Source organism: [Pantoea] beijingensis (genome assembly GCF_022647505.1).
Taxonomy (GTDB): Bacteria; Pseudomonadota; Gammaproteobacteria; order Enterobacterales; family Enterobacteriaceae; genus Erwinia; species Erwinia beijingensis.
In genome coordinates this window covers 2,454,780-2,474,227 of sequence record NZ_CP071409.1, presented here as the reverse complement: position 1 = coordinate 2,474,227, position 19,448 = coordinate 2,454,780, and the positions used below count along the sequence as shown (strand labels likewise).

At 48.9% G+C, this 19,448-nt stretch carries 16 protein-coding genes; 10 read left to right on the top strand and 6 right to left on the bottom strand.

Going from position 1 to position 19,448, the window contains the following annotated elements; all coding sequences use genetic code 11:
* Nucleotides 1-74: 74 nt before the first annotated feature.
* Nucleotides 75-1,085 carry a quinone-dependent dihydroorotate dehydrogenase gene (pyrD, locus tag J1C60_RS11230; protein ID WP_128177632.1) on the top strand — a complete coding sequence of 337 codons (1,011 nt, stop codon included), beginning with the start codon at nt 75-77 and terminating at the stop codon, nt 1,083-1,085.
* Nucleotides 1,086-1,609: 524 nt separating this feature from the next.
* Nucleotides 1,610-2,155 carry a cell division protein ZapC gene (locus tag J1C60_RS11225; RefSeq protein ID WP_128177630.1) on the top strand — a complete coding sequence of 182 codons (546 nt, stop codon included), beginning with the start codon at nt 1,610-1,612 and terminating at the stop codon, nt 2,153-2,155.
* Between the two features lie 35 nt (nt 2,156-2,190).
* Here J1C60_RS11225 and J1C60_RS11220 read toward each other — a convergent pair whose 3' ends face one another.
* Nucleotides 2,191-3,300, bottom strand: coding sequence for a YcbX family protein (locus tag J1C60_RS11220; protein ID WP_128177628.1), 1,110 nt, complete (start codon nt 3,298-3,300; stop codon nt 2,191-2,193).
* A gap of 144 nt (nt 3,301-3,444) precedes the next feature.
* Between J1C60_RS11220 and rlmKL the strand changes: the two genes are divergently transcribed.
* The 6 genes from rlmKL to rmf all read left to right on the top strand — a co-directional run bounded on the left by rlmKL (nt 3,445) and on the right by rmf (nt 11,417).
* A complete protein-coding gene (gene rlmKL, locus J1C60_RS11215; protein ID WP_128177627.1) occupies nt 3,445-5,559 on the top strand; it encodes a bifunctional 23S rRNA (guanine(2069)-N(7))-methyltransferase RlmK/23S rRNA (guanine(2445)-N(2))-methyltransferase RlmL in 2,115 nt (704 codons plus the stop codon).
* 5 nt (nt 5,560-5,564) lie between these two features.
* The gene (locus J1C60_RS11210) at nt 5,565-7,475 is read left to right on the top strand and encodes an ABC transporter ATP-binding protein (RefSeq protein ID WP_128177625.1); all 1,911 of its coding nucleotides are present in this window, start codon (nt 5,565-5,567) and stop codon (nt 7,473-7,475) included.
* A gap of 19 nt (nt 7,476-7,494) precedes the next feature.
* Complete coding sequence (gene pqiA, locus J1C60_RS11205; protein WP_128177623.1) at nt 7,495-8,763, top strand: membrane integrity-associated transporter subunit PqiA; 1,269 nt, start codon at nt 7,495-7,497, stop codon at nt 8,761-8,763.
* The gene (gene pqiB, locus J1C60_RS11200) at nt 8,750-10,390 is read left to right on the top strand and encodes an intermembrane transport protein PqiB (protein ID WP_128177621.1); all 1,641 of its coding nucleotides are present in this window, start codon (nt 8,750-8,752) and stop codon (nt 10,388-10,390) included. The genes pqiA and pqiB overlap by 14 nt, the downstream gene beginning before the upstream one ends.
* Nucleotides 10,390-10,968, top strand: a complete 579-nt coding sequence (gene pqiC, locus J1C60_RS11195; protein WP_128177619.1) for a membrane integrity-associated transporter subunit PqiC — start codon at nt 10,390-10,392, stop codon at nt 10,966-10,968. Before pqiB ends, pqiC begins: the two co-directional genes overlap by 1 nt.
* A 281-nt stretch (nt 10,969-11,249) precedes the next feature.
* Nucleotides 11,250-11,417, top strand: coding sequence for a ribosome modulation factor (rmf, locus tag J1C60_RS11190; protein ID WP_128177989.1), 168 nt, complete (start codon nt 11,250-11,252; stop codon nt 11,415-11,417).
* 63 nt (nt 11,418-11,480) lie between these two features.
* Here the strand turns inward: rmf and fabA are convergent, their stop codons facing one another.
* Together fabA and J1C60_RS11180 are read right to left on the bottom strand one after the other, a co-directional pair.
* Entirely contained in the window at nt 11,481-11,999 is a 519-nt protein-coding gene (fabA, locus tag J1C60_RS11185; protein WP_128177617.1) for a bifunctional 3-hydroxydecanoyl-ACP dehydratase/trans-2-decenoyl-ACP isomerase, read from the bottom strand.
* A gap of 67 nt (nt 12,000-12,066) precedes the next feature.
* Entirely contained in the window at nt 12,067-13,818 is a 1,752-nt protein-coding gene (locus J1C60_RS11180; RefSeq protein ID WP_128177615.1) for an AAA family ATPase, read from the bottom strand.
* A 185-nt stretch (nt 13,819-14,003) separates the two neighbouring features.
* On the opposite strand from J1C60_RS11180, the gene matP reads away from it, so the two are divergent.
* The gene (gene matP / locus J1C60_RS11175) at nt 14,004-14,462 is read left to right on the top strand and encodes a macrodomain Ter protein MatP (RefSeq protein ID WP_128177613.1); all 459 of its coding nucleotides are present in this window, start codon (nt 14,004-14,006) and stop codon (nt 14,460-14,462) included.
* Nucleotides 14,463-14,541: 79 nt separating this feature from the next.
* On the opposite strand, the gene ompA is transcribed toward matP, so the two are convergent.
* Together ompA and sulA are read right to left on the bottom strand one after the other, a co-directional pair.
* Complete coding sequence (gene ompA / locus J1C60_RS11170) at nt 14,542-15,609, bottom strand: porin OmpA (protein WP_128177611.1); 1,068 nt, start codon at nt 15,607-15,609, stop codon at nt 14,542-14,544.
* A 348-nt stretch (nt 15,610-15,957) separates the two neighbouring features.
* Nucleotides 15,958-16,464, bottom strand: a complete 507-nt coding sequence (gene sulA / locus J1C60_RS11165; protein WP_128177609.1) for an SOS-induced cell division inhibitor SulA — start codon at nt 16,462-16,464, stop codon at nt 15,958-15,960.
* A 209-nt stretch (nt 16,465-16,673) separates the two neighbouring features.
* Between sulA and J1C60_RS11160 the strand changes: the two genes are divergently transcribed.
* Nucleotides 16,674-17,306 (top strand): TfoX/Sxy family DNA transformation protein, encoded by a 633-nt coding sequence (locus J1C60_RS11160; RefSeq protein WP_128177607.1) that lies wholly within the window; start codon nt 16,674-16,676, stop codon nt 17,304-17,306.
* Here J1C60_RS11160 and yccS read toward each other — a convergent pair.
* The gene (gene yccS, locus J1C60_RS11155; RefSeq protein ID WP_128177605.1) at nt 17,298-19,436 is read right to left on the bottom strand and encodes a YccS family putative transporter; all 2,139 of its coding nucleotides are present in this window, start codon (nt 19,434-19,436) and stop codon (nt 17,298-17,300) included. The genes J1C60_RS11160 and yccS overlap by 9 nt on opposite strands.
* Nucleotides 19,437-19,448: the final 12 nt, after the last annotated feature.

Genomic DNA, 19,448 nt, shown 5'->3' with positions numbered 1-19,448 from the left:
GAAGATCCTACCCTTTCTGGCTTTTATACCGGATAATACGGCCCCGATTTGTCCTCGGGAATTCAGGAGCGTGCATGTACTATCCCTTCGTTCGTAAAGCATTGTTTCAGCTCGATCCAGAGCGGGCGCATGAACTAACCCTACAGCAGTTGCGTCGGATTTCGGGTACGCCGCTGGAAACGCTCATTCGTCAAAAACTTCCATCTCATCCAGTAAAATGTATGGGGCTGACCTTCAAGAATGCGTTAGGTCTTGCCGCTGGTCTGGATAAAAATGGTGAATGTATTGATGCATTTGGTGCGATGGGATTCGGTTTTATCGAAATCGGCACGGTTACGCCGCGTCCCCAATCGGGAAATGATAAACCCAGAATGTTTCGTATTGTCAAAGCTGAAGGGATCATCAATCGCATGGGGTTCAATAATCATGGCGTTGATTCTTTGGTGGAGAACGTTAAACGAGCGCATTTCAATGGGATTCTCGGCATTAATATTGGTAAAAATAAAGACACGCCTGTCGAGAAAGGGAAAGAAGATTATTTAATTTGTATGGAAAAGGTCTATCCGTGGGCGGGTTATATTGCCATTAATATCTCTTCTCCGAATACGCCAGGGCTGCGGACCTTACAATATGGTGAAGCGCTGGATGACCTTCTTGCTGCGATCAAAATAAAGCAAAAGGATCTTGCAAGGATCCATCAGAAATATGTTCCAGTGGCCGTGAAGATCGCGCCGGATCTTTCTGAAGAAGAATTGGTTCAAATTGCAGATAGTCTGGTTCGCCATAATATTGACGGCGTTATTGCGACTAATACGACACTTGATCGTTCATTAGTCAGCGGGCTGCCGTATTGTGAGGAGGGCGGTGGCTTAAGTGGTCGGCCGGTACAGCAGCGGAGTACCGAGGTTATCCGACGTTTGGCCAATGAACTGCAGGGACGTCTTCCTGTTATCGGTGTGGGAGGCATTGATTCACTGGTTGCAGCGCGCGAGAAAATGGCGGCAGGTGCAACGCTGGTGCAAATATATTCTGGCTTTATCTATAAAGGCCCATCACTTATTAAAGATATTGTGACCGGACTTTAACGATCAAAAAGCGTCCTTATTCACCAGGCTGCGGGTTTGTCACCCTCAGCAGCCTGGTAAATCTGTAAAAAAAATCGTAATAAGATGACAAGAAGTGGCTGCGCTCGTGATTCAGTACACGGTCTTTTTCACGTCCGTAGGCTAACTGGATGTTGGGCCGTCAGCGTGGCACTGTGTTGCCCCGGCCCCTTTGACGACATCAATAATGATCGGATGTACGTTATTCTGCGACCTTTCTCACTTAAATAAGCCATAAGCTTTATTTCTGGCGCCAGCTCGTTTATATTTTATCCCGATTAGTCATTATTTGTTCTGAATTTGTCTGCCGCTGCGTTTATTACATAAATAATCTGAGGTGCATGACGGTCAAATGAATAAATTTTCGCAGCATGATAACTGAAACAAGATGAGGGTGTGCAGCCAGCAAGTCTGACGCACATGTTGGATATATTTACATCCTTTTACATCTTGTGCCCGGGTAAATTTCAGATAATGAATCACCCTTATTTTTAACAGGATGCACGATGAGAATTAAACCAGATGACAATTGGCGTTGGTTTTTTGACGCTGAGCACGATCGTATGATGCTCGATTTGGCAGACGGCATGCTGTTTCGTTCTCGTTTTCCTCGAAAAATGTTAACGCCAGATGCTTTTGATTCTTCAGGCTTTTGTGTTGATGATGCGGCTTTGTTCTTCTCCTTTGATGAGAAGTGTAGGCAGGCCGATCTCAGTGTTGACCAGCGTGCAGAGCTGGTGCTGAATGCGTTGGTCGCGACACGTTTTTTAAAACCTTTGATGCCTAAAAGCTGGCATTTCGAAAGTTATCGTCATGAAGAATGGCGCCCGGATGAAGGTGATATGGTGGGCGTGAAGCTGTGCGAAAATGGAGAGCATGCACGTCTGCTGGTGGTAGAGAACGGAGACGCTGCTGCACTTTGCCTGTTAGCACAGGCTCAATTGACCGTGTCGGGGCGGAATATGGTGCTGGGTGATGCAATTAAAATAATGCATGATCGCCTGTTGCCTTTGACAAAAGCTGAAGCAGTGGCTTTTGATCGGGCAGTATAATGGCTGGTATAAAAACTCCGGACTTTTCCCCTGCTTTAACCCAATAGAAGATCACCAGCAGGAATGCAGCTACAGGTGAGGATACCGCCATCACCGCATACTGCGCTCTGCTTCAATGCACTGATTTCTCCTGATATTAATTTGATCTTACAACTACCGCAGATGCCAGCGCGGCAGGAGTAAGGAATGCGATGTCCCCGCATCTCTAATTGTTCCAGCAGCACCTGCTGATTATTTCCCACAAACGTATCACCTAAATATGTGATGCTCACTGCGCCGTCATGTTGCTGTACCACTTCCAGTGCTGTTATCTCTTTACCCGCGCCGTAAGGGCGAGATGGTTTAGTTTTAAGAACATGCATTTCATCACCAACGCGAATGATGCCACTGGATCGCGCAATTAAATTAAGACCAAAATCGATATCGCCACTGTCATCACTGGCTGTACGGAACTGTTGCAACGTAGTAAAAGGTTCGCCGGTGGGATGCTTACGTCCTCGCTCCGGGCTGATTGTTGTCAATATACAGCGGCTACAGGGCTTAATAATATCGAAAGTGATCTCCCCAATACGCACGACCGACCAACTATCCTCAGCCCAGGCCGCGGAACCGGTGACCACCAGATTGGGCCGGAATTGCTCCAGCTTTACGCTGGCAGAACAGCGCTGTTGCAGGTCGTATAACGAGGCTTCGTTAACCAGGAGAAAAGGAAAACCATCGGCAAATCCCAGCGGCACCTGTGGATATCGCTCCACCCGGCGAGTCATTTCCGGACCGACCCAGCGTAGCTGAACAGGACGCGGGAAGAAGCTGCTCAGCCATTGATTAATATTTTCAGGAGCGATTAACGCGGTAAAGTGATTTCCCCAAACTTCAGTGGGGGAAGCGTCGTTCACAAAATCACGAAAGCATACGGTGGCGCTACTGCCATCAGGTGCGCGGAGGTAGAGGCCGTCGTAAATGATTGCCGGCGTGAACAATACCATTTCCGGAAACTGACGCGCGGTGACAAAGGTGCCATCAGGCTCGGTAATCATAAATATGCGATCGAAAGCCAGCCCACTTTCCAGTGTCTGTGCATGCGAGAGCTGAAGGCCACGCATCGACTTGACTGGATGAATGAACAAGCGTGACAAGGTGATCATGCTGCGCTCCATGCCTGACGGCGATCTCTGGACTGAAAAAGGAAAAAGCCGAGAAAACACCGGCGGAAAAGAAGCTAACTTTATGACATGCGCCTGTGATTAGCTATAATGCGCAACAATTTTCTCAAGACAGTAAGTGACGATATGAATTCTCTGTTTGCCAGTACGGCGCGTGGGCTTGAAGAGCTGTTAAAAAATGAACTGGAAGCGCTGGGAGCACACGACTGTCAGATCGTCCAGGGCGGCGTACATTTTCAGGGAGACGATCGTTTACTCTATCAAAGCCTGATGTGGAGCCGTCTTGCCTCACGTATTCTACTGCCACTCAGTGAGTGCGGTGTGTACAGCGACCTCGATCTCTATCTTGGCGCTCAGGTGATTGACTGGACGTCCATGTTTGACAGCGATAAAACCTTTGCGGTGCATTTTAGCGGCACCAACGAAGTAATCCGTAACAGTCAGTTTGGTGCGTTAAAGGTAAAAGATGCCATTGTTGACTGCTTCACCCGGAAAAATTTACCGCGTCCAAATGTTGATCGCGAGCAACCGGATATCCGTATTAATGTCTGGTTAAATAAAGACACTGCCAATATTGCGTTGGATCTTAGCGGTGATGGACTGCACCAGCGTGGCTACCGCCAGATGGCGGGACAAGCCCCGCTCAAAGAGAATCTGGCCGCTGCGATTGTACTGCGTTCCGGCTGGAGTTCAGGGACCCCTCTGCTTGACCCAATGTGTGGTTCAGGGACGCTATTGATTGAAGCGGCAATGATTGCCAGCGATCGTGCTCCGGGCTTACATCGTACACGTTGGGGCTTTACCGGCTGGAATAAATATAATGAGGCACTCTGGCGCGAAATCAGCAGTGAGGCGCAGGTGCGCGCACGCCGAGGCTTGACGGAAACAACCTCACGCTTTTACGGATATGATAATGATTCACGTGTGCTTGAACGGGCACGTGCTAATGCACGGCACGCCGGACTGGCAGATTTAATCACCTTTACCGTAAAGGATGTCATCAAACTGAGTAATCCGTTGCCGGATGGCCCGACCGGAACCGTGCTTAGCAACCCGCCTTATGGTGAACGTCTCGAAAGCGAACCAGCGTTGATCGCGTTGCATAGCCAGTTTGGACGTATTATGAAAAGCCATTTTGGTGGCTGGAATCTATCACTCTTTAGTGCTTCTCCGGAACTGCTGAGCTGCCTGTCACTACGTGCCGATCGACAATTTAAAGCAAAGAATGGCCCGTTGGACTGCGTGCAGAAGAACTATCAGTTGGCGGTAAACAGTGCCTCTGCGGCGGGACAAATCGCTGAGGATTATGCGAACAGGCTGCGCAAGAATCTGAAAAAAATTGAAAAGTGGGCCCGTCAGGAGGGGGTTGAAAGCTACCGCATCTATGACGCTGACCTGCCTGATTATAATGTAGCAGTCGATCGCTATGCTGATTGGGTCGTGGTGCAAGAATATGCCGCACCAAAAACTATTGATGCCGGTAAAGCACGCCAGCGATTGTTTGACGTTATTGCTGCAACCTTAAGCGTACTGGACCTGCCAGCCAACAGATTAGTACTGAAAACACGCGAAAAGCAAAAAGGGAAAAATCAGTATCAAAAACTGGGCGAGAAAGGTGATTTCTTCGAAGTTGCTGAGTATAACGCCAAATTGTGGGTGAATCTGACCGACTATCTCGATACGGGGTTGTTCCTTGACCACCGCATCGCACGTAAAATGCTGGGGCAGATGAGCAAGGGGAAAGACTTCCTCAATTTGTTTGCCTACACCGGCAGTGCCAGCGTTCATGCCGGGCTTGGTGGGGCACGCTCAACCACGACCGTTGATATGTCGCGTACTTACCTGGAATGGGCGGAACGTAATCTCCGACTCAACGGATTAACCGGGCGGCAACATCGCCTGATCCAGGCTGATTGCCTCGGCTGGTTGAACGAAAGCGATGAACAGTTCGATCTGATCTTTATCGATCCACCTACTTTTTCCAATTCGAAAAGGATGGAAGAGAGCTTTGATGTCCAGCGCGATCATCTGGCGCTAATGCGCGATCTGAAACGCTTGTTGCGCAGAGGCGGCACCATCATGTTTTCCAATAATAAGCGCGGATTTAAGATGGATCATCAAGGACTCGCTTTGCTCGATCTTAATGCACAGGAAATCACCGGCAAAACCCAGTCACAGGATTTTGCCCGTAATCGTCAAATTCATAACTGCTGGCTGATCACTCACGCCGGTAAGGAATAAGTTTTATGTCATTGATCAGTATTCATGGCGCTTACCTTTCGTTCAGCGATGCGCCGCTGTTGGATAACACTGAACTGCACATTGAAGAAAATGAGCGCGTTTGTCTGGTTGGCCGTAACGGGGCCGGTAAATCGACCTTAATGAAAATCATTAATGGCGAACAGCCGCTTGATGATGGTCGTATTATTTATGAACAAGATTTGATCGTTGCGCGTCTGCAGCAGGATCCGCCACGCCATGTACAAGGATCTGTTTACGATTTTGTCGCGGAAGGGGTGGCTGAACAAGCCGAGCATCTCAAAGCCTATCATGCGATTTCCCACAAGGTGATGGATGACCCGAGTGATAAAAATCTTAATGAGATGGCACGGCTGCAAAGCATCCTCGATCATCAAAACCTATGGCAGTTGGAGAGCCGTATCAACGATGTGCTTGAGCAGATTGGCTTACAAGCTGATGTTGAGTTGTCATCGCTCTCCGGTGGCTGGTTGCGTAAGGCGGCCCTTGGCCGGGCGCTGGTAAGTAACCCACGCGTATTGATGCTGGATGAACCAACGAACCACCTTGATATTGAAACTATAGACTGGCTGGAAACGTTCTTGAAAACCTTCCAGGGCAGCATCGTATTTATCTCCCACGATCGTTCATTTATTCGCAATATGGCAACGCGAATTGTTGATCTCGATCGCGGGAAACTGGTTTCCTGGCCGGGTAATTACGACCAATATTTACTGGGTAAAGAGGAAGCACTGCGTGTCGAAGAGATGCAAAACGCAGAATTTGACCGCAAGCTTGCCCAGGAAGAGGTCTGGATACGTCAGGGAATTAAAGCGCGTCGTACGCGTAATGAAGGACGTGTGCGTGCACTGAAAGCTTTGCGGCGGGAACGCTCCGAGCGGCGTGAAGTGATGGGCAAAGCCAATATGCAGGTTGAAGAAGCCTCACGCTCCGGCAAAATTGTATTCGAGCTGGAAAATGTTGATTACGCCATTAATGGCAAGCAGCTGGTAGATAATTTCTCCGTGCAGCTCCAGCGGGGCGATAAAATTGCGCTGGTCGGTCCAAACGGCTGTGGTAAAACCACCTTGCTAAAATTGATGCTCGGACAACTGAAAGCCGATAGCGGTCGGATTCACATTGGTACTAAGTTGGAAGTGGCCTATTTTGATCAACATCGCGCTGAACTCGATCCCGACCGAACGGTGATGGATAATCTGGCCGAGGGGAAACAGGAAGTGATGGTTAACGGTAAGCCTCGTCACGTGTTGGGCTACCTGCAAGACTTTCTGTTCCATCCGAAGAGGGCGATGACGCCGGTACGCGCGCTTTCCGGGGGGGAACGCAACCGACTGTTACTGGCGCGATTATTTCTTAAACCCAGTAACTTGTTAATTCTCGATGAGCCCACAAACGACCTTGATGTTGAAACGCTGGAGTTACTCGAAGAATTAATTGATGGTTACCAGGGCAGCGTACTGCTGGTCAGCCATGACCGTCAATTCGTTGATAACACTGTCACTGAATGCTGGATTTTTGAAGGTAACGGCGAGATTGGTAGTTTTGTTGGTGGCTACCATGATGCTCAGCTCCAGCGGAAGGCGTTTAAACAGTCGCGAGCGGCTACAAAACCCGTGGCGGCACCTAAGCCAGAGAATGCAAAAGCAGAGGCGGTTAAACGTCCTCCAGCCAAACTAAGCTATAACCTGCAGCGTGAGCTCGAGCAACTCCCGCAGAAGCTTGAGGCGCTTGAAATGACCATCGGTAATTTGCAAGCGCAGATGGGCGATGCCAACTTTTTCAGTCAGCCTCTCGATAAAACGCAGCCAGTTTTGGACGCTTTGAGTCAGGCTGAGCAGGAGCTGGAAACTGCTTTTGAGCGTTGGGAATATCTTGAATCCCTGAAAAATGGCACCTGATCGTTAAGGGAGTACGCGTATGTGTTCGTCGGACCACGTGCATCAATGGATGCTCTGTCCCCAATGTGACCTGATGACACAGCTGCCGGAAATTGCTTCCGGCAGCAAGGCAAGTTGCCCACGTTGTCATACAACATTAGTTACTAATTGGGTTGAGCCAAAAAAACGGCCTACTGGCTATGCGCTAGCGGCGCTATTTATGTTACTGCTGGCCAACTTATTCCCGTTCGTTAATATGCACGTTTCTGGATTAAGCAGCGAAATTTCACTGATGCGTATCCCGGCAGTGATGGTATCGGAGAATTATTCTAGCCTTGCGACGTTATTTTTACTGTTTGTACAGGGTGTTCCGGCATTCTGCATGATCGCTATTTTGCTGTTGGTTAACCAGGTGCGGTTACCGTCAACCCTCCGCCGTGGCATAGCGCGCGTACTTTTTCAGTTAAAAAGCTGGGGGATGGCAGAGATTTTCCTGGCGGGTGTACTGGTCAGTTTTGTTAAGTTAATGGCCTATGGCGATATTGGTATCGGCAGTAGCTTTATTCCCTGGTGTTTGTTTTGCGTACTGCAATTGCTTGCCTTCCAGTGTGTCGATCGACGCTGGTTATGGCAAAGTGTTGCTCCTGTACCGAAATTGCCGCATCCACCTAAGGCAGGCATCAGTGGCTTGCAGCAAGGGCTACGATCTTGCCGCTGCTGTACCGCGATTTTACCGGAGGACCTGCTCGTCTGTCCCCGCTGTGGTAGCCGTGGCCATGCGCGTCGTAAACACAGTTTACAATGGACTCTGGCGCTGCTCATTACCTCGCTATTTCTTTATATCCCGGCGAATATCATGCCAATTATGGTGACTGAGGTTCTCGGGAGCAAAATCACATCCACAATTATGGCTGGGGTTATTTTACTGTGGAGTGAAGGGTCATTTCCGGTCGCTCTGGTGATCTTTATCGCCAGTATTATGGTGCCATCATTAAAAATGTTGGCGATTGGTTGGCTGTGTTGGGATGCTCAAGGGCATGGACGGCGCGATAGTGAAAAAATGCATTTGATCTATGAAGTAGTCGAATTTGTTGGACGTTGGTCAATGATTGACGTGTTTGTGATCGCCGTACTCTCTGCGCTGGTGCGCATGGGGCGGTTAATGAGTATTTATCCTGCGGTGGGTGCGCTATTGTTTGCGATGGTGGTTATTTTGACCATGTTTGCAGCTATGGCCTTTGACCCACGTTTAACCTGGGATCGAGTACGAGAAAAGAGCCTGAAGGAGCCGAGCGTTGACGGAAAATAATCACGGCATCGCCAGAGTCGAACAGATAAAACGCTGGTCGCCCGTCTGGATCATTCCTATTGTTACCGTACTGATCGGTGCATGGATCCTGTTTTACCATTTTAGCCATCAGGGGCCAGAAGTGACCCTGATAACCACCAATGCTGAAGGGATTGAGGGGGGGAAAACCACCATCAAAAGCCGCAGCGTGGATGTCGGTATTGTTGAAAGTGCGGTGTTGAGTGATGACCTGCACCATGTTGAAATCAAAGCTCGGCTTAATTCCGGGATGGAAAAGCTACTGCATGGTGACAGTGCCTTTTGGGTGGTAAAGCCGCAGATAGGGCGTGAAGGTGTCACAGGATTAAACACCTTACTATCGGGTGCTTATATAGAATTACAACCCGGAACTAAAGGTGCTAACCAGGAGCATTACCAGCTGCTGGACGCGCCGCCACTGGCGCCGCCGGATGCAAAAGGTGTGCGCATCACACTCGACAGCAAAAAAGCGGGACAGCTCAATGCGGGAGATCCAGTCCTGTTCCGTGGTTATCGCGTGGGGAGCGTTGAAACCAGCAATTTTGATGCTGATAAGCGAGCGATGCGTTATCAGCTATTTATTAGCGCACCCTATGATCGTCTGATTACGACTAACGTCCGTTTCTGGAAAGACAGTGGTATCGCTGTCGACATGTCGGCTTCTGGTATGCGTGTAGAGATGGGATCGCTCACCACACTGTTCAGTGGTGGTGTCAGTTTTGATGTGCCCGATGGTCGCGAATTGGGGCATCCAGCCCAGAATAATGCTGAATATCAATTGTTTGACGATCAGCGCAGCATCCAGGACTCACTGTTTACTGAGCACCAGGATTTTGTCATGTTCTTTAATGATTCGATTCGTGGACTGCAGCCGGGCGCACCTGTTGAATTCCGCGGGATCCGCCTTGGCACAGTGGCTCAGGTTCCATTCCTGGTACCAGGAACCAACCAGCAACTTAATACTGACTATCGCATCCCGGTGCTGATTCGCATTGAACCTGAGCGCTTTATTAATCGACTGGGAGGAAATTTCAATCTTGAACAGCATCTTCAGGATGGCAAAAAACGCGGTTTACGTGCTGCGTTGAAATCCGGTAACTTACTAACGGGTTCCCTGTATGTGGACCTCGATTTTTATGAAAACGTACAGCCTTATACCGGACCCAATGCAATTGGTGGCTATGAAATTATTCCAACTACCAGCGGGGGGTTGAGTCAGATTCAGCAAAAATTAGTTGCAGCGCTGGACAAAGTGAATGCTTTGCCGCTGAATCCGATGATCGACCAGGCCACAAATACGCTTGCTGAAAGTCAACGTACGATGCGTGAGTTACAAAAAACGCTGAATAATCTTAACCAACTGACATCCAGTCAGTCGATGAAAGATCTCCCACAAGACATGCAGAAAACACTGCGTGAGTTGAATCGCAGCATGAAAGGCTTCCAACCGGGCTCACCAGCCTATTCGAAGATGGTAGGAGATATGCAGCGTCTCGATCAGGTTCTGCGTGAGCTCCAGCCGGTACTGAAAACGTTGAACAGTAAAAGCAATGCACTGGTCTTTGAGGCGAAGCCCGGTCAGGATCCGCAGCCAAAGAGGGCTAAATAATGATGAAATGGATACCCGTAGCCATGGTGCTTTTACTCAGCGCCTGTAGCCGTACACCCGAAACTACGTACTATCAACTTCCTGCGTTAGCGCATAGCGTGCCGGCTAACACCAGCCTGCTTAAGGAGGCTGGCTCTGGCAGACATGTCTTGTGGATTGAACATGTCGCGGTGCCGGATTATCTGGCGGGTAATGGCGTTGTGTACCAAACCAATGATGTACAGTACGTGATTGCGGCGAACAATTTATGGGCGAGTCCCCTTGACCAACAGCTTCAGCAGACGCTGGTAAGTAATTTGAGCGCATCACTGCCGAGCTGGGTTATTTCATCATCACCTCTGGGCCAGCAGCATGATACGCTGAACGTCAATGTGACCGGTTTTCATGGGCGTTACGACGGTAAAGCTATTATCAGCGGTGAGTGGGTGCTGGAACATGAGGGGGAGCTGATTAAACGTCCTTTCATGATTTCGCTGGCACAGGACGATGATGGCTATGATGCTCTTGTCCGGACGCTGGCGGAAGGATGGCGACAGCAGGCGCAGCAGATTGCTAATGCGCTAAGTGGCATCAATTAGAAAAAAATGCACGAAGCGTTAAGTCGTTGATTACGCAAGCCAGAGCATAAAAAACATGTTCTGGCTTTTTTTTGTATTTCAGGGACATAAATTGATTTCCACTACATGGATATATCAGGATAGCCGTGAAGGGTGCTTCACATTTATGACATTGGCGTGAATTTTGCGCATTGATCTTTTAAGTTTTAGCAGGTAGAACTTAATTGTGGCTGCATGAAGTGTGACCACTGTTTTCTTTGAAACCAGATTCCACCAGACCAAAATGAGGGAAACGAGGCATGATGAAGAGACAGAAACGTGATCGGCTGGAACGGGCTCATTCACGAGGTTATCAAGCGGGAATCACCGGACGCTCAAAAGAGATGTGTCCTTACCAGATGATTGATGCGAGATCTCACTGGTTGGGAGGTTGGCGACAAGCCATGGAGGACAGGGCGGTTACCGCGTAACTGACTGTCTATCAACAAGGGAAGTTAACCTCCGCTATACGCGGAGGTTTTCATTTTAAGCAATCAGAATGCCGTTGTATCTTTGAACAAGCCAACTTTCAGGTCGGTGGCATTGTAAATTACGTGACCGTCAACCAGCACTTCGCCATCAGCAACGCCCATAACCAACTTCCGATTGATTACACGTTTAAAATGAATGCGGTAAGTCACTTTTTTCGCGGAAGGTAAAACCTGTCCGGTAAATTTTACTTCGCCTACGCCGAGCGCACGGCCTTTGCCTTCTGCACCCAACCAGCCAAGATAAAATCCAACTAACTGCCACATGGCATCTAAACCCAGGCAACCTGGCATTACCGGGTCACCGATGAAGTGGCACCCAAAGAACCAAAGATCGGGATTGATATCTAACTCGGCTTCTACAAAACCTTTTCCGTAGTTGCCACCATCTTCAGTCATTTTAATGACGCGGTCCATCATCAACATATTACCTGCTGGTAACGGAGGACCTTCAGCACCAAACAGTTCACCACGACCGGAAGCGATCAGGTCTTCTTTGGTATAGGATTCGCGTTTATCTACCATGTATAAATAAGCCTTATTTTAGTGAATCACGAAGGTTAGCTAACAGGTGTAAGCTGAACAAGTCCGATCAGCTGTGGTTAAACCAGTTTAGCCAACGCAGCGGCCAGGGACGCTGGCGCGCGTCCTGCTGGTGAATTTGAGCAATACGCTCCTGAATCGAACGCAGCAGACAAGCGCCTTGCTCTTTATCCCACTCAACACCCGTGAGCAGCGGTAGTGCTTCATCAGCACGACTTACTGCCCACAAGTGAAAATCTCCCTTACGTACCGCATCAACAACGGACGGCTGTAAGCTAAGATGGCGAACGTTTATCGCCGGAATAATCACACCTTGCTTACCACTTAATCCGCGCTGGCGACAAATTTCGAAGAAGCCTTCGATTTTTTCGTTTAACCCGCCAACAGGTTGAACATTACCGAACTGGTCCACCGAACCTGTGACCGCAATTTGCTGGTTGATGGGTTGATTGGCGAGCGCACTAATCAATGCGCAGAGTTCAGCCAGTGACGCGCTATCTCCATCAACTTCAGAGTACGATTGTTCGAAAACTACGGAAGCCGAAAAGGGGAGTGGCTGCTCCAGCTGCAGCTCAGAGATTAAATAAGCCTGCATTATCATCATGCCTTTTGCATGGATATTACCGCCCAACTCTGCTTTACGTTCAACGTCGGTAAACTCGCCATCACCGGGATGTACGACACAACTAATACGCGAAGGTTCGCCAAAAGCACGAGGGTGTCCTGGAAATTCAATTACTGACAGACCATTAATTTGGCCAATAGCCTCACCTTCCGTCTCAATCAGTATTTGCTCAAGCAGGATCTCATCACGCACTCGCTCTGAAAGGTAGTTTTCCCGCCACTCTCTGGCTTCCAGCGCGGCGCTCAGGCTATCGCCGTTGAGTTTACCTGCCTCATCATATAATGCCGTTTCGCGGAGTTGTCGACCTATCCAGGCAGGGCACAGCGGGAGTGTTTCCTGATCGCCCGTATAACGTACGGCTTCCCGCATGAGTACCGGCCAGAAATCTGCTTCGATAACTGGAAAGGATAATTCCGCGGCAATATCTGCGATCCACTGGCACCACAGCGAGATATCTTCAGCTTCGACAAGCTGTAAGTTTTCTTCAAATTCACTGTAAATGCATAGCGCGGACAGTTCAGGCTCCATGGCCTGAAAATCCGCTAACGCGTCACGTTCACCAGACAGCACCAGCTTAAAATGCATCGGCATTGATGGGATCGCAACAGGCAGAGGCTTGGTCTCGTCAGGGGAAAGCCAGTCGAACGATTGTCGGGTCAAAATCTGTTTCAGACGAAGCCACAACAGCGGCTGAGCGAGCAGCGTGCGCAGTGACAGCACCAGCGTACCGCCGTTAACACGATGGAGCAGTCCCGGTTGTAATTGAATGCGGTCGTTGAAAACCCGCACGCAGCCAAAAAGCTGTTCGGCCTCAATCCAGTCTGCAAACCGGATTTCACCCCGGGTAGCGAAATCATCATCGGCGGATAGTGCTGGCTCCCAGCTTATTTGTTGCCCATTAATAAGGTAACGTCCACCAAAAATCACGTCTTGTGCAACAGCAATGTGCTGTAGGGCTCCAGATAGTAGTGGCAGATATTCACTATTTTCCGCACATTTTACCAGCATCAATGGCGAATTAATCGAAGATTGCTGCAGCAAACTTAGCGCATTGACCAGACGAGGTTGAACCTCGGCAAGGCTATCACTGTCGCCAGTAAAAGAACGTGAAAAAATGTGCTGGAAGCTGTCAGTATCAGGCTGTAGGGCGCGCCATTCGAGTTGGTTGCTGGTCAAAGTTATCGTATTTATCTGAATTGAGGAAAAGCGTGATTATACAAGATTTCAGCCGGTTAAGCACCGTAGAGATACATTTAGCGGTACACGGATGTTTTAACCTGTAAGATCAAAACATTTTCAGTGCCGCATGCTGGAAAAAAACTGTTATTCTTAACTTGTTACGTGGTCACGATGAGATCCCGATGAAATATCAGCAACTCGAAAACCTTGAAAGTGGATGGAAATGGAAATATCTGGTCAAAAAACACCGGGAAGGTGAGCTGATTACGCGTTATATCGAATTTAGTGCAGCTCAGGAGGCGGTAGAAGCGTTATTGGCTTTAGAAAACCGGCCCGTTGAGGTACTGCAATGGATTGCTGAGCATATGAATCCTGTGCTTGAGAATCGTCTTAAGCAAACGATACGTGCGCGCAGGAAACGCCATTTTAACGCTGAACATCAGCACACACGCAAGAAGTCTATTGATCTGGAATATCTGGTGTGGCAGCGTCTGGCGGGGTTGGCGCATCGCCGCCACAGCACACTTTCTGAAACAATCGTCCAGTTGATCGAAGACGCTGAACGCAAAGAGAAATATGCCAGCCAGATGTCTTTACTGAAACAGGACCTGAAAGATATTTTAGGTAAACCGGAAGAGTGAGATAAACAGTAACTCTGGATTATCATCAGATATAAAAAAACCCCGTATAAACGGGGTTTTTTTATTAACGCGATATAACTTAAGCCTGTGGCTGAGTTACAACGTCTTTGATGCCTTTAACTTCGATTTCTACGCGACGGTCTGGCGCCAGGCAGTCGATAAGGGCGCTGCGGCCTTTAACGCTGTCACAGGTGTTGCCAGTAACTGGGTTAGATTTACCCTCGCCACGTGCAGAGATCTTATCAGCTGGGATACCTTTAGAGACCAGGTAATCAACCACAGACTGAGCGCGCTGCTCAGACAGTTTCTGGTTGTATTGCTCAGAACCGATACGGTCGGTATAACCCAGAACAACAACGGAACCATCTTTAGGATCCAGTGAGCTCAGTTGGGTATACAGCTGATCCAGAGCCTGCTGACCTTCTGACTTCAGAGAAGCTTTGTTGAAGTTAAACAGAACGTCAGACTTCAGAGTGAAACGCTTGGTTTCAACAACTGGAGCCGGAGCTGGAGCTGGAGCCGGAGCTGGAGCAGCTACATCGTCTTGACCGAAACGGTAAGACAGACCCAGGCTCAGCATGGCGTTGTCTGGACGAGCACCAACGGTGTTTGCATCACCGATGTTGTTAACCCACTGGTAATCCAAACGGGTTGCCCAGTTTTTGGTCAGCGCATATTCAACACCAACAGCGGCCAGCGGAGAAACGCCGGTGTCATGATCGCTGATGCGATTGCCGTTGTTGTTCTGTGTTGCATCAGCACGCCAAACCATACCACCCAGACGGGTGTACAGGTCCAGGTCGTCTGTGATTGGGTAGCTTAATTTAGCTGCCAACTGCACGCCCTGCGCTTTGAAAGCACCGTTTATGTTGCTGCCTTTGTTCGGCATACGGCCAAGCCAGTCATAGCCCAGCTCGAAACCTAAATAAGGATTAGCCTGATAACCCATGAATGCACCAGCGCCAAGCTGGCTTTCATGTGTTGTGCCATCATTATTTTCATAACCATTACCGTAGTAACCTGTGTCATGGTACTGAGACCAGCCCAGTTTAGCACCGGTATACCAGGTGTCATCTTTCGGAGCGGCCTGCGCTACGGTAGCGAAGCCAGCCAGTGCCACTGCAATTGCGATAGCTGTCTTTTTCATTTTTTGCGCCTCGTTATCATCCAAATAGGCAATGAGCTTTAAATTAAGCCCTTGGTTTATCCTTCGCCGGGTAATAAGCTCGATTGTTACTCTACCGAAAAACGGAGGTTATTGAGCACCCTAGCGACATAAAGTCTACAACGTACCGGGAAACTTACAAGTGTGATGTGACGATGGCCAGCAAAAAAAAAGCGTTTCGTACATATTTGCTAACATTTACCGGGCGTTTCTGTTCATTGAAAAATCGCTTTCCGGGCGGCAAATTCATTGCTAAGCCGCGCCAGAGTAGAATAAGCGAACCAAGGCAAGAGTCACGGTAGAGAATCCTGAGATAAATCTTATTTTTACTTAATGATACAAAGTAGAGTGAATTTTTATCCCACTTTCTGGTCCGGCAGAGGGCGAAAGGCAAAATTGTGGGCGCATGATCAGGCCTAAAGCCTGGCCCATAGCAGCAGCTTCATCCAACCTGCGTCGATCTTCTGAATTCATATCGTGCGGTATCCAGCCTAACACGACACTATAGTTTCCTGTTTGCAGAGCTTTAATCATCGCCTCAACAGTGCTGATTTGACCCATTTGCGGAAGCTGCATCACTTTATCAAGTGGTAAGCCTGATGTTTCTAACCAGCGACGACTAATCTTCTGTGGGGGTGTTAACCACAACTGCCAGCGAGACTGCATACCTAACTGCTGAAGCAGTGGTAACAGGAGCATTTGCGTCATGCCCGGTTGATCTTCTCTGTAGCTAAGTTCGCTCACCCAACCGCTTGCCGATGTGTGTAGAGAGGGCTGGGTGGAAGGAAGGCCGATACCACTACGTGGAGAGTAACTTTTCAGGAAATGAGTGCGCATAATTTATATCTCACGATGACACTGTATGAATGTACAGTATATGGGTTGTGCGCAAAGATCAACCTCATTTTCGGAAAACAGATCGCAGATTGAGAATGTAAAAGATCCCTAAAGCATTTATTGATTGAACAGGTTACGTGAATTGCATACTTTCTAATTGATTGTAAATAAAGTGTTTTATGGAGTGTTTTCTGTTCAAGGAGAGAGAGATGCAAAACTCGAAACAGAGGGTAGAACAATCTATACGCAGTCTGGCTTCGCTGGGTAAAATTGATGCGCGCACGCAGTTTGGGGGGTATAGCCTCGCGGTGAATAAAGTTGTTTTTGCTGTGATAGCCGAAGGTGAACTTTATCTGCGCGCGTGTGAGCAAATCCAACCCTATATCATTGAGGGAAGCATGGCTCCGCTGATTTTTAATAAACGTGGCATGCCGATATCACTGGCGTATTACCATGTGAATGAAGCGCTCTGGCAGCAGCCGGAAAAATTACTATTACTGTCGCAGGGGGCGCTGAAGCATGCTCAGCGGGAAGGGAAAACCCGACGCCTAAACCTCCGAGTCAAAGACCTGCCCAATATGTGCGTGCGGCTTGAGATGCTATTACGTCAGGTGGGAATCTGCAGCGTGAAAATGTTGCGGGAAACGGGCGCGAGGCGTAGTTGGCTAAAGCTGAAAGCGGTCAATAAAAACATCGGTATCAACACGCTCTTTGCTCTGGAGGGGGCGATCTCAGGATACCACCGCGCAGCGCTTCCCGTCGCAATCCAGGAAGAACTGCGAGACTGGTTTAATCACGCAAACAACGGGGCAGGAAAGAGAGAACATTCAGAATTAGAATGAATGTACGATCTGTTTCTTTAATTGCGAGATTTCGGGTAAAAGTGCGATCAGCAAGCCCAGTTGCTGCAAAATCAATGATTCAGTGGTGTCATGGCTAGGCTCAAGCTTAGCCATGCGCTGGGTCAGCGTATCAAGCATATGTTCAGCCTGTTGGTCGGTGACATCATCCACTTGCAGTACATCATCAGCATAACAAACGGCGTCATCGAGTAATGCCAACATTTCAGAACGTGTGATTTTTTCCCGATGCGCCCCCAGTGCGGAGATATAACTCAGAAAAGAGTGATTCAGGCAAAGCAGACGAAATGCGGCGTCCAGCCGTGCCGGATCGCCTCTTGTTTCTGTCGACATATTCGATACCACTGACGCTAATTCGGCATTTCCGTTATGGGCATCACGACGGGCAATACGATAATCTAATCGGTTGTCTTTGCCCTGATGGTATTGAACCAGAATGGCATCAAGGTAGCGGCAGTTAGCGCTAAGTGTGCGTTCGGCTACAGCAGGCAAGCGACGGAATTGCCAATCTGGCCAGATAAAGCTGACGGCAAACCAGGCAAGTCCACACCCCAGAAGAGTATCCAGAATACGCGGAATAGCGACTTCAAATCCTTCACCAAGCAAGTTAAAACAAAGCAGAACCAGCAGTGTGATATACATGGTTGCATGTGCATAGCGTATATTGCGAAAGGCAAAGAAAAGAACGCCACTGAGTACGATAAGAATAAGCTGGCCGTCAACGGAGGGAACCAGCCATAAGATGGGTAAGCCCAACACGATTCCTGCCAGTGTGCCCGCAATGCGAAGTGCCAGGCGCCGCCGGGTGGCATTGTAATTAGGCTGGCAAACGAAAAGACTGGTTAACAGGATCCAGTAACCCCGTTGTAAATCTGCCAATTGAATAAAAGCGTACCCCACACACAGCACTAACGACATTCTTACTGCATGACGAAAGAGGGCTGACTCCGGCGTTAAGTGGCGGCTGATACGCAGCTTGATGTCGCTCCAGCCGGTAAGGCCTTCGCTTGAGAGGCTGTTTTCGCTATTAATATGTTCATGCGCCAGTGCCTGTTCTGATTCAATGGTCGCCAGCTGTGCATCAATAGCTTTTAAATTATTAAGCAGGTAGTGCATTGCTTTTATATCGCCTGCCCCCTCGGCATTGACAGGCAGACGCTCCAGCGCCATTTGCAGATGAGCGAAGGCGCGTTCAAAACGAGCATCATGCTGATAAGTCTCGCGTCTTAATATTGATCGAGCCAACTGGTTACAGGCTTTTGCCTGCATATTGAGTAGCCGCTGGAAGCGAAACAAAATTTCATTGTAGCGGTAGGCTCTGCGTAACAGGTGATATTGAACGTGTGACGAGCTCGCTCGTTCGTGAATATCCTGGGCAACAAAGTAATAATGGAGTGCGCGTCGGGTGCCCCGTTGGCCTCGATCGCCACGCAACCGTGACTGGATGGAATTTTTGGTTTGGTTTAAAACAGCCACCAACTGACTATTAGCCATTGCAACGTCAATTAACGGTGCATCTTCATCTTCCTCTATGTCCGGATCGAAAAGGTTGGCTTTTGCCTCAAGGTAATGTGCCAACTGTTCAAAACTGCGGGCTAAATTTTCCTGTAATGGACGTATCGGAAACAGCAGATGGCCGGTGAGCGTAAGCAGGTTATACCAGATGGCCCCGATCAGCAGCAGTGCCGGCTGTAAATACCACTGCGGAAAAAGCCCGATGCCTAACATAGTATAAATGGCGATCAGTAGCGCACCAAACGCAATGGTGGCGTAGCGCTGCCCTAATGCGCCAAGCAGGATAAATCCCCAAGTTGATACGGCTAATCCAACAATAAATAGCCAGGGATAGGGGAAAAGACGTTCAATAGACACTGACGCAATACAAAAACTGATCAGCGTAATAATCAGATTGCGCAATCGCCCGCTAAGACGGTCATCAAGATCGGTGAGTGCTGCGGCAACAACCCCGAGGGTGAGTGGAATAGTCCATGTCACCTGTTGAAGCCACCAGGGAACGCCAACGGTTCCGGCCAGCGCCAGAAAAATACGTACATTATAAAGGCAGGTGCTATTAAATACGTATCGGCGCAGGGACGGATTAATGGCAAACATGCTTAGAGGCTC

Coding starts and splice junctions, on each gene's coding strand:
- J1C60_RS11210 (WP_128177625.1), top strand. CDS start 5,565: ATGTCATTGATCAGTATTCATGGCGCTTACCTTTCGTTCAGCGATGCG.
- sulA (WP_128177609.1), bottom strand. CDS start 16,464: ATGCGCACTCATTTCCTGAAAAGTTACTCTCCACGTAGTGGTATCGGC.
- J1C60_RS11225 (WP_128177630.1), top strand. CDS start 1,610: ATGAGAATTAAACCAGATGACAATTGGCGTTGGTTTTTTGACGCTGAG.
- pqiA (WP_128177623.1), top strand. CDS start 7,495: ATGTGTTCGTCGGACCACGTGCATCAATGGATGCTCTGTCCCCAATGT.
- ompA (WP_128177611.1), bottom strand. CDS start 15,609: ATGAAAAAGACAGCTATCGCAATTGCAGTGGCACTGGCTGGCTTCGCT.
- yccS (WP_128177605.1), bottom strand. CDS start 19,436: ATGTTTGCCATTAATCCGTCCCTGCGCCGATACGTATTTAATAGCACC.
- pqiC (WP_128177619.1), top strand. CDS start 10,390: ATGATGAAATGGATACCCGTAGCCATGGTGCTTTTACTCAGCGCCTGT.
- matP (WP_128177613.1), top strand. CDS start 14,004: ATGAAATATCAGCAACTCGAAAACCTTGAAAGTGGATGGAAATGGAAA.
- J1C60_RS11220 (WP_128177628.1), bottom strand. CDS start 3,300: ATGATCACCTTGTCACGCTTGTTCATTCATCCAGTCAAGTCGATGCGT.
- rlmKL (WP_128177627.1), top strand. CDS start 3,445: ATGAATTCTCTGTTTGCCAGTACGGCGCGTGGGCTTGAAGAGCTGTTA.
- rmf (WP_128177989.1), top strand. CDS start 11,250: ATGAAGAGACAGAAACGTGATCGGCTGGAACGGGCTCATTCACGAGGT.
- pyrD (WP_128177632.1), top strand. CDS start 75: ATGTACTATCCCTTCGTTCGTAAAGCATTGTTTCAGCTCGATCCAGAG.
- J1C60_RS11160 (WP_128177607.1), top strand. CDS start 16,674: ATGCAAAACTCGAAACAGAGGGTAGAACAATCTATACGCAGTCTGGCT.
- fabA (WP_128177617.1), bottom strand. CDS start 11,999: ATGGTAGATAAACGCGAATCCTATACCAAAGAAGACCTGATCGCTTCC.